The organism is Acidiphilium sp. (assembly GCF_049977125.1).
Taxonomy (GTDB): domain Bacteria; phylum Pseudomonadota; class Alphaproteobacteria; order Acetobacterales; family Acetobacteraceae; genus Acidiphilium.
Genome location: NZ_JBMFGY010000124.1, coordinates 1 through 8,799 on the forward strand (window position 1 = coordinate 1; position 8,799 = coordinate 8,799).

General features: G+C 66.7%; 8 protein-coding genes and 2 tRNA genes. 2 read left to right on the top strand and 8 right to left on the bottom strand.

What is annotated here, in order from left to right; translation table 11 throughout:
- Nucleotides 1-8: 8 nt before the first annotated feature.
- Nucleotides 9-85: transfer RNA gene (locus ACP5E6_RS14480), tRNA-Arg, on the bottom strand.
- A 171-nt stretch (nucleotides 86-256) separates the two neighbouring features.
- Between ACP5E6_RS14480 and ACP5E6_RS14485 the strand changes: the two genes are divergently transcribed.
- Nucleotides 257-928, top strand: a complete 672-nt coding sequence (locus ACP5E6_RS14485) for a class II aldolase/adducin family protein (protein ID WP_427955066.1) — start codon at nucleotides 257-259, stop codon at nucleotides 926-928.
- A 19-nt stretch (nucleotides 929-947) separates the two neighbouring features.
- Here ACP5E6_RS14485 and lpxB read toward each other — a convergent pair whose 3' ends face one another.
- From lpxB to ACP5E6_RS14505, 4 genes are all read right to left on the bottom strand, one after another.
- Nucleotides 948-2,090 (bottom strand): lipid-A-disaccharide synthase, encoded by a 1,143-nt coding sequence (lpxB, locus tag ACP5E6_RS14490; RefSeq protein WP_427955068.1) that lies wholly within the window; start codon nucleotides 2,088-2,090, stop codon nucleotides 948-950.
- The gene (locus ACP5E6_RS14495; RefSeq protein ID WP_427955082.1) at nucleotides 2,087-2,956 is read right to left on the bottom strand and encodes a carbon-nitrogen hydrolase family protein; all 870 of its coding nucleotides are present in this window, start codon (nucleotides 2,954-2,956) and stop codon (nucleotides 2,087-2,089) included. The genes lpxB and ACP5E6_RS14495 overlap by 4 nt, the downstream gene beginning before the upstream one ends.
- A gap of 10 nt (nucleotides 2,957-2,966) precedes the next feature.
- Nucleotides 2,967-3,479: a GNAT family N-acetyltransferase gene (locus ACP5E6_RS14500; RefSeq protein ID WP_427955070.1), complete on the bottom strand. Its 513-nt coding sequence runs from the start codon at nucleotides 3,477-3,479 to the stop codon at nucleotides 2,967-2,969.
- An 88-nt stretch (nucleotides 3,480-3,567) separates the two neighbouring features.
- Nucleotides 3,568-5,280, bottom strand: coding sequence for a c-type cytochrome (locus tag ACP5E6_RS14505; RefSeq protein ID WP_427955073.1), 1,713 nt, complete (start codon nucleotides 5,278-5,280; stop codon nucleotides 3,568-3,570).
- Between the two features lie 191 nt (nucleotides 5,281-5,471).
- Between ACP5E6_RS14505 and ACP5E6_RS14510 the strand changes: the two genes are divergently transcribed.
- A tRNA-Lys gene (locus ACP5E6_RS14510) sits at nucleotides 5,472-5,547 on the top strand.
- A 62-nt stretch (nucleotides 5,548-5,609) separates the two neighbouring features.
- On the opposite strand, the gene argF is transcribed toward ACP5E6_RS14510, so the two are convergent.
- From argF to ACP5E6_RS14525, 3 genes are all read right to left on the bottom strand, one after another.
- Nucleotides 5,610-6,548 carry an ornithine carbamoyltransferase gene (argF, locus tag ACP5E6_RS14515; RefSeq protein ID WP_427955075.1) on the bottom strand — a complete coding sequence of 313 codons (939 nt, stop codon included), beginning with the start codon at nucleotides 6,546-6,548 and terminating at the stop codon, nucleotides 5,610-5,612.
- Entirely contained in the window at nucleotides 6,545-7,741 is a 1,197-nt protein-coding gene (locus ACP5E6_RS14520) for an aspartate aminotransferase family protein (protein ID WP_427955077.1), read from the bottom strand. The genes argF and ACP5E6_RS14520 overlap by 4 nt, the downstream gene beginning before the upstream one ends.
- Before the next feature lie 224 nt (nucleotides 7,742-7,965).
- Entirely contained in the window at nucleotides 7,966-8,760 is a 795-nt protein-coding gene (locus ACP5E6_RS14525) for an FAD binding domain-containing protein (protein ID WP_427955080.1), read from the bottom strand.
- Nucleotides 8,761-8,799 lie beyond the last annotated feature (39 nt).

An 8,799-nucleotide genomic window follows, 5' to 3' on the forward strand; every position in this document is an offset into this window, starting at 1 on the left:
CAGGAAGATGGCGCACCCGAAGAGACTCGAACTCCTAACCCCCAGATTCGTAGTCTGGTGCTCTATCCAATTGAGCTACGGGTGCGCTGATGGGGGTGGATTAGCCGATGGCGGCGGAGATCGCAAGGGTCGGGGATTGGCGGGCATCGGGGCGGGCATCGGGGGCCTATCATGACGGTGGCGGGTTCATTGGATGATTGATCGAACTGGCGGTATAGCGGGGGCGCTGCAACGGATGATGCGATGATGGGGGCGGATGATGGACGATTTCTCGCTTCGACAAGCCGTGATCGATGCCTGCCGGGCGATGAATGCGCTCGGCATCAATCAGGGGACTTCGGGCAATATCAGCGTTCGCCAGGGGGCTGGCATGCTGATCTCGCCCTCGGCGATCCCTTATGACCGGCTGGAGCCGGAGATGATCGCGGCGATGCCGCTCGATGCCGAGGATGGCCGGTGGGCGGGGCCGCACCGACCCTCGACGGAGTGGCCGTTTCATCATGCCATTTTGCGCGCCCGGCCTGAGGTGCGGGCGATTGTTCATACGCATGCGCCGTATGCGACGACTCTGGCCATCACGCGGCGCGGGATACCTGCGTGTCATTACATGGTCGCGGCGTTCGGGGGCGATAATATCCGCTGCGCGCCTTATGCGTTGTTCGGCACCGGGGAACTGGCGCGGCTTGCGCTGGCGGCGCTGGAGGATCGGATGGGCTGCCTGCTCGCCAATCATGGCATGATCGCGCTGGGCGAATCGCTCGACCAGGCGCTGTGGCGGGCGGTGGAGCTGGAGAGTTTGGCCCGGCAATATTATCAGGCGTTGCTGCTGGGGGAGGTTTGTTTGTTGAGCGATGCCGAGATCGCGGCGAGCCGGGCGCAATTCGCGGGTTACGGGTTGCGCGATCGGTCCGGGTCGCGGGGCGCTTGATGGCTTGGGGATGGCGCGGTCAGCCGAGCAGCTCAAGTGCCGCGGCGGCGGCGGCGTCGCTGGGGGTTTGACCCGAAGGTGGCGCGAGCCGCGCCAGGGCGGCTGCAAATCCGGCGCGTTGCCGCGCGCCGATGGCCGGATTGTTCAGGATCGTTTCGAGCGTGGCCGCGAGCGGCGCGGGCGCGCAATCGGCCTGGAGCATTTCAGGCACCAGGGCGGCGCCGGCGAGCAGATTGATCATGCCGACATAGGGCACCGTGATCAGGCGCCGGGCGAGGAAGGCGCTGATCGGATTGACCCGGTAGGTGACCGCCATCGGCACCCCGGCCAGCGCGAGCTCGAGGGTTGAGGTGCCGGATTTGGTCAGGGCGGCGACGGCGGCGGCAAAGGCATCGTAGCGGGTCGCGGTGTCGGACACGATGATCGGGCGAATGGGCCAGCGCGCGGCGAGGGCGGCCAGTTCCGGCGCGATCGCGGGGGCGGCGGCGAGCACCGGCACCAGCGCGGGATGGGCGGGTGCCAGGCGGGCGAGGGTGTCGCGGAACACCGGCATCAACCGGGCGGTTTCGGTGCGGCGGCTGCCTGGCAGCAGGATCAGCGGCTGTGCCCCGCCATCGAGGCCGAAGGCGGCGCGAAACCGCAGGGCGTCGCCCTGATCCGCGCCCGATTGCAGCACCGGATGGCCAACGAACACCGGGTTGAGCCCGTGCGGGGCGAACACCTCCGGCTCGAACGGCAGCAGGCACAGCAACCTGTCCCATAATCCGGGAAAATGTTTCACCCGACCGGGCCGCCAGGCCCAGATTTGCGGGGCGACATAATGGACGCGCTTGATCCCGAGGGGTTCGATCGCGCGCAGCAGCCGCAGCGTGAAGCCGGGACTGTCGATGGTGACGACCAGGGCGGGGCGGCGGGCGGTGATGTCGGCCACGGCCTGGGCGAGCCGGGCCCGCAGGCTCAGCACCCGCGGCAGGATTTCGGCGAGACCCATCACCGCGAGATCCTGCATCGGGAACAGCGAGGCGAGACCCTGCTCGGCCATGCGGGCGCCGCCGATGCCGGCGACTTCAAGCGCGGGATCGCGCCGGCGCATCGCCTCGATCAGCCGCGCGCCGAGCACATCGCCGCTGGCCTCGCCGGCGACCAGGTAGATCAGGGTCATGCGAGCGCGATCACGCGGCTGGGCGGCGGGTTGCTGGGCCAGTCGGTGCGGTTGCGGACGGCGGGGTCGGCGCGGGTGGCCGCGAGGCGGGCGGGATCGAGGGTGACGAGAAGGAGATCCGGCGAGTCGAGTAGGCCGGACGCGATCACCCCATCATCGGGGAAGCCGCGATCGACCGGGCCGAACGCGCAGGCGGTGCCGCGATTGTCATCGAGCGTGGCGGACCAGGGGGCGGCGCCGGTGGTTGGCGCCAGCGCGGTGAAACATTGATTTTCCAGCGCGCGCGCGCGGGCCGAGAGACGCACGCGGTTGAAACCGTGCAGCGTGTCGGTGCAGGTGGGGATCAGGATGAGGTCGGCACCGGCGAGCGCCTGCGCGCGGGTGAGCAGCGGGAATTCGGAATCATAGCAGATCGCGATGCCGAGCCGCCCGAAATCGGTGGCGAAGACGCAGGGCGCGGCGCCGGCGGCGATGCCCCACTGCTCGCGCTCGAAACGGGTCATGACTGATTTGTCCTGAAACGCGATCGCGCCGTTGCCGTCGATCAGGGGCGCGCGGTTGCGCAGCGCGCCATCGGCGCCGCGCATCGGCAGGGTTCCTGGAAGCAGCATGATGCCGTGGCGGCGGGCGAGGCTGCGGAAGGCGGCGATCAGGGCGTCGGCGCGGCTGACCACGGCGTCTAGCTCGGCCATGACATCGGGGTGGGGGACGAAGGCGCCCGCGAGCGCCATGCTCGCGTATTCGGGCAGCATCAGCAGATCGGCCTGTTGCGCCTTGGCCTGGGTGATCAGCCGGTCGATGCCGGCGATGAAATCATCGAAATCGGCCGGCCGGGTGACGGCGAAAGGGGACAGAGCGAGCCGCATCATGACGGGGTTATAGCGGTTTCAGCCAGGCTTGCAGCTGGTTCTCGATTTCGGCGGCGGCGCCGATTTCGCGCCAGCGCATCCGGCAGATCAGCCCTGGGTGCGGCGCGTAGCCGCGATGGCGCCAGAATGCGTCGAGCGTGGTTGCATCGGCCGGGCGGCGCGGGTCGGCGGGATCGCGGATCACCGCGCAGAAGGCGGCGTGGCGCGCGGGGGAGACCGCGCGCGCGTGGGCTTCGCGCTGGGTGAAGAACGCGACGCCGGCCCCCTGGCCGCGATATTCGGCCAGCAGCACCGATTCGCCGAAGTAGAACACCTGCGCGGGGTCGAACCCGGCGGCGCGGAAAGGGTGTTGCAGCGCCGCGCTCTCATCGGTCAGGGGCAGGCAGGTCGAGGCGCCGACGATGGCATCGCCGTCGCGCGCGATGATGATCGCGGCGTTCTTGCTGGCGGCGTAGGTGGCGACGTAGCGTTGTTCGTAGGCCTCGTCGCCCTGATAGAGATAGGGCCAGTCGCGGAACACGGCGATCCGCAGGGCGGCGAGGTCTGCGAGGTGCGGCAGGATTTCCGCGCCGCGCAGACGCTCGATGGTGAGCGGGGAGACGGTCAGGTCACCCGCCCTGCTTGTTGCCTGCTGGAACCGCGATCATGGCATCGCTGGGCGCCTGGGCCATGAAATGTTTCAGGGCGGCTTTTTTGTCGGACATCGACATGTCCTTCTGGGTTGCCACGACCGGGCAATAGACGGTGAGCATGTATTGGTGGATTTCGCTCTTGCTGAGGTCGGGATTGGCTTTTTTGATCGCGGCGAGGAGGATTTGCGTCCGGCTTGCCAGCGTGTCGGAGGTGACGCCCTGCATGATGTTCATGATGGCGTCGCTGGGGTCGATCAGCGGGTTGGTCAGCAACGGGCAGCCGAGTTTGCGGGCGGCGGCTGACGCGATGGGGGGCAGGTCGAGATAATCGGCGTCGGCCAGGGCGATGCGGTGCGGCGGCGCTGATTTGCGCAGGTTGAACACATGGGCGGCGGTGGCGTCCGGCACGCCGGGATTGCCCCAGGCGGTGCGCACATAATTGGTGACCGCCGCGATCTGGTGATCGTTGAGGATCGAACCGAAGGCCGGCATGGCCGGGCCGTTGGCATGCCACGGGATCATGCCGCCGAGCACGATGCCGATCACATTATCGGGCGCGCCACCCCAGCTTGCCTGATTGCCGGCGAGATTGGGGAAGACATCCGCGACGCCCTTGCCATCGGCCTGGTGACAGGCGGCGCAATTCTGGGCGTAGAGGGTTTTGCCCTCGGCGATTTCGCTGGCCGGCACGCTGACCATGGCGGGGGCGATGTCGCGCGGCGCGGTCGCGGTTTGCAGGTAGGCGGCGAGATCGGCGATGTCGGATTTCGGGACCTGGCTCAGGCTGTAGTCGACGACCGATTTCATCGGGCCGAAGGCGGAGCCGTATTGCATATTGCCGCCGTCATGCAGGTAGGAGACCAGATCGGCGTGGCTCCAGGCGCCGACGCCGTATTTTTTCGAGGACGAGATATTCGGCGCATACCAGGGTTCGCCGAGAATCTGCGCGCCGGCGAGGGTTTCGCTGGATTTGATCGCGAACAGAAGGTTGCGCGGCGAATGGCATTCGGAGCAATGGCCGAGGGCTTCGGCGATATAGGCGCCGTTGCGCACCGCCGGTGTCCAGTCCGCCGCGTAATGTACCGGGGCGGTGCTGAAGAACATGATCCGCCAGCCGAGCAGCATCGCACGGATGTTGAAGGGGAAATTCAGCGCGTTCGGCACATGGGGCGCGTTGACCGCTGGAATAGCGTCGAGATAGGCCTTCATCGCCAGCACGTCGGGCTTGGAGAGCTTGGCGTAGGAGGTATAGGGCATCGCGGGGTAGAGGTATTTGGGAAACACCGCCAGCGAACTGCCGGGGGCGACGCCGTAATGCAGGGCATCGTAGAATTGCTTGTTCGTCCACTTCCCGATGCCATTGGTTTTATCGGGGGTGATGTTGGGCGAATACAGGGTTCCGAACGGGGTGACGAAGGACAGACCACCGGCGAACGGCTTGGCGCCGGGCGCCATGTGGCAGGGCATGCAATCGGCCGCGGTGGTCAGGTATTCGCCGCGTTGCACGAGCGCCACCTGCTGCGGGGTCATGCCGGTGGTATCGGGTTTCGGCATCGCCGAATAGGCGCCCGGTTTCGCGGCTTCGGGGGTCGGCATGTAACCGCCGACATCGCCAAATGCGGCGCCGATACCGACCGCGACGCCCAGCGCGGCCAACGCGCCGGCGGCGATCCAGACCGGTGTTTTCAATCGAATCCGTGATGACCTTGGCATATTGATCCTGCTCCCCATGATGCGTGACGCCGCAGCGCCCTAGCGTTGTGTAATTCGCCATAATACGAGAATGATCAAGTGTCTGTCCGGCGAGGCCTTCACAGACCGGTCCGATGTTGCTAGAGGCAGGTTGTTCGCGCGGGGGGTTTTCGTCGCGGCATGGGAATGGGCGCATAGCTCAGTTGGTAGAGCAGCTGACTCTTAATCAGCGGGCCCAAGGTTCGAATCCTTGTGCGCCCACCATTCCTTGCTCAGCCTGGTCGTATCGACATGCGCCTGGTGAATTGTTTCGGCGGGCGGTCGTTTCAGGCGCCGAGTGCCCAGGCCAGGATGCCCTGCTGGGCGAATAACCGGTTTTCGGCCTCGTCGAACACGACGGACTGCGGGCCGTCGATCACGCCGGCGCTGACTTCCTCGCCGCGGTGCGCCGGGAGGCAATGCATGAAAATCGCATCGGGTGCCGCCTGGGTCATCAATTTTTCATCAACCTGGTAGCCCGCCAGCAAGTGATGCCGGATTTCGCCATCGTCGTCGCCCATGCTGACCCAGGTGTCGGTCACGACGCAGCGCGCGCCGCTCACCGCGCGGCGCGGATCGTCGGTCAATGCCACGTCGGCACCCTGGGCGCGCGCCCATGCCAGCGCCGCGGCATCGGGCGCCAATTCGGCCGGGCAGGCGAGGATCAGCCGGAAGCCGAACCGGGCGGCGGCTTCGATCCAGCTTTTCGCCATGTTGTTGCCATCGCCGACCCAGGCCACGGTTTGGCCGGCGATCGGGCCGTGCCGTTCCTCGAAGGTCATGACGTCGGCCATCACCTGGCACGGGTGCGAGCGCTCGGTGAGCCCGTTGATCACCGGCACGGTGGCGAAACGGGCCAGCTCGCGCAGTTTGGCTTCCTGGTCGGTCCGCAGCATGATCGCATCGACATAGCGCGACAGGACCCGCGCGGTATCGGCGACGGTCTCGCCGCGTCCGATCTGCATTTCGCGCGAGGAGAGCATCACCACATCGCCGCCCAGGCCGCGCATCGCCATTTCGAAACTCACGCGCGTGCGGGTCGATGGTTTTTCGAAAATCAGCGCGATCGAGCGGCCGGCCAGAGGGCGCGCGGCGGATCGTCCCGCGCGTTTGAAGCGCACCGCCTGATCGAGAATGCGCCGCAGGACGGGCGGTTCAATCAATGAAAGGTCGAGGAAATGCCGTGGGGTTTGTGTGGTTGAATCCGTTCCGATCGCGACGCTCATTTCGCGGCATCCGCATAGAGGCCGGGCTTGCAGCGCCGCGCCGCGCCGTCCAGGCGTTCGAGTGCCGCATCGATCTCGGACTCGGTCACGATCAGCGGGGGCACGAGGCGCAGGACATTGTCGCCCGCCGCGACACTCAACAGGCCTTCGGCCAGACAGGCGGACTGGACCTCGGTGTTGGGCACCGCGCAGACCAACCCCTGCATCAGCCCCTGACCGCGCACGGCGCTGAAGACATCGGGATGCCGGTGCGCCAGCGCCTCCAGCCCGCTGCGAAACCGCGCGCCGCGGCGTGTGACGTCATCCAGGAAGCCGGGCGCCAGCACGACATCGAGCACCGCGTTGCCCGCGGCGCAGGCCAGGGGATTGCCGCCAAACGTCGTGCCATGGCTGCCCGGCACCAGGGCCCGCGCCACAGTTTCATTGGCGATCAGCGCTCCCAGCGGAAAACCGCCACCGATCCCCTTCGCCGTGCTCAGCGCGTCAGGCGCCACGCCGGCCCATTCATGGGCGAAGAGGCGACCCGTCCGCCCCATGCCGCATTGCACTTCATCGAAGCCGAGCAGCAGGCCGAACTCGTCCGCCGCGGCGCGCAGGCCGCGCAGATACTCGATTTGGGCCGGGCGCACCCCGCCTTCGCCTTGAATCGGCTCGACCAGGATTCCCGCCGTTGCCGGCGTGATCGCATCGCGCAGCGCGTTGAGATTGTTGAACGGCACATGATCGAACCCATCGACCGCCGGGCCGAAGCCCGCCAGATATTTCGCATTGCCGGTTGCCGAGATCATCGCCAGCGTCCGGCCGTGAAACGCGCCGTCGGCGCAGATCACCCGGTATCGCTCGGGCTTGCCGGCATCGGCCATCGTTTTACGAAACGCCTTGACCAACGCCTCGTTGGCCTCGGCGCCGGAATTGCAGAAGAACACGCTGTCGCCGAAACTGGCGTCGACCAGACGGGCCGCCAAACGTTCGGCCTGGGGCACGCGATACAAATTGGAGACGTGGATCACCCTGGCGGCCTGCTCGGCGATCGCCCGCGTCAGCCCGGCGTGACCATGACCGAGTGCTGAGGTGGCGATTCCCGCGCCGAAATCCAGAAATCGGCGCCCGTCATCCGCGACCAGCCAGACGCCTTCGCCATGGCTGAACGAAATGTCGATCCGATTATAGTTCGGCATCAGGGACGCGATCATGTCACACAACTTTCTTTTGCAGCCGGTCTATTGTGCGGGGCGGACAGGACAAGTCAAACACAAAAATAGACCAGGAGCCTTGCCGCCGCGCGCTGGAGGCGTTTGTCAAGTCCGGGTTGCTCTCCCGGTGTGTCACGGCGAGCGCTGGCGCGGGCGGCTGAGACCGGCGCGAACCGGCGAGGGGGCTTTATTTCGCCCCTGTTAGAACCGCCGGCCGCGCCCCTTTACGCACATGCCGCGACGGCCCGCCGGGCCATGACGCCGACGAGGTGGGCGCGGTAGGCGGCGCTGGCGTGGATGTCGGCGTTCATGGTGGATTCGTCGGTGGTGACGGTTTTCAGCGCATCGGCGGTGAAGGATTTCGCGAGGGCGGCTTCCATGGCGGTGTGGCGGAAGACGCCGTCATTGCCGGCGCCGGTGACGGCGACGCGCGGGCCGTTGGCGGTTTTGGCGACGAAGACGCCGACCATGGCGTAGCGGGAGGCGGGGTTGGGGAATTTTTCGTAGGCGGCGGATTGGGGGATGGGGAAGGTGACTTCGGTGATGAGTTCATCGGGTTCGAGGGCGGTGGCGAACATGCCCTGGAAATAGTCTTTGGCTTCGATGCTGCGTTTGTTGGTGGTGATGGTGGCGCCGAGGGCGAGGGCGGCGGCGGGGTAGCAGGCGGAGGGGTCGTTATTGGCCAGCGAGCCGCCGATGGTGCCGCGGTAGCGGACCTGGCGGTCGCCGATCATGCCGGCGAGGTGGGCGAGGGCCGGGATGGCGGCGGCGACTTCGGGGGAGTTGGCGACTTCGCGGTGGGTGGTCATGGCCTTGATCACCAGCGTGTCGCCGTTGCGGCTGATGCCGGTGAGGCCGAGGCCGGCGAGGTCGATGATTTTCGAGGGTTTGGCGAGGCGTTGTTTGAGGACGGGGATGAAGGTCATGCCGCCGGCGAGGGGTTTGGCTTCGGCATCGGTGCCGAGGGTTTTGACCGCGTCATCGAGGGAGGTGGCTTTGTGGTAGGTGAAATCGTACATGTTCGGATCTCCGTTGAGCGATGCGGGTTATTCGGCGGC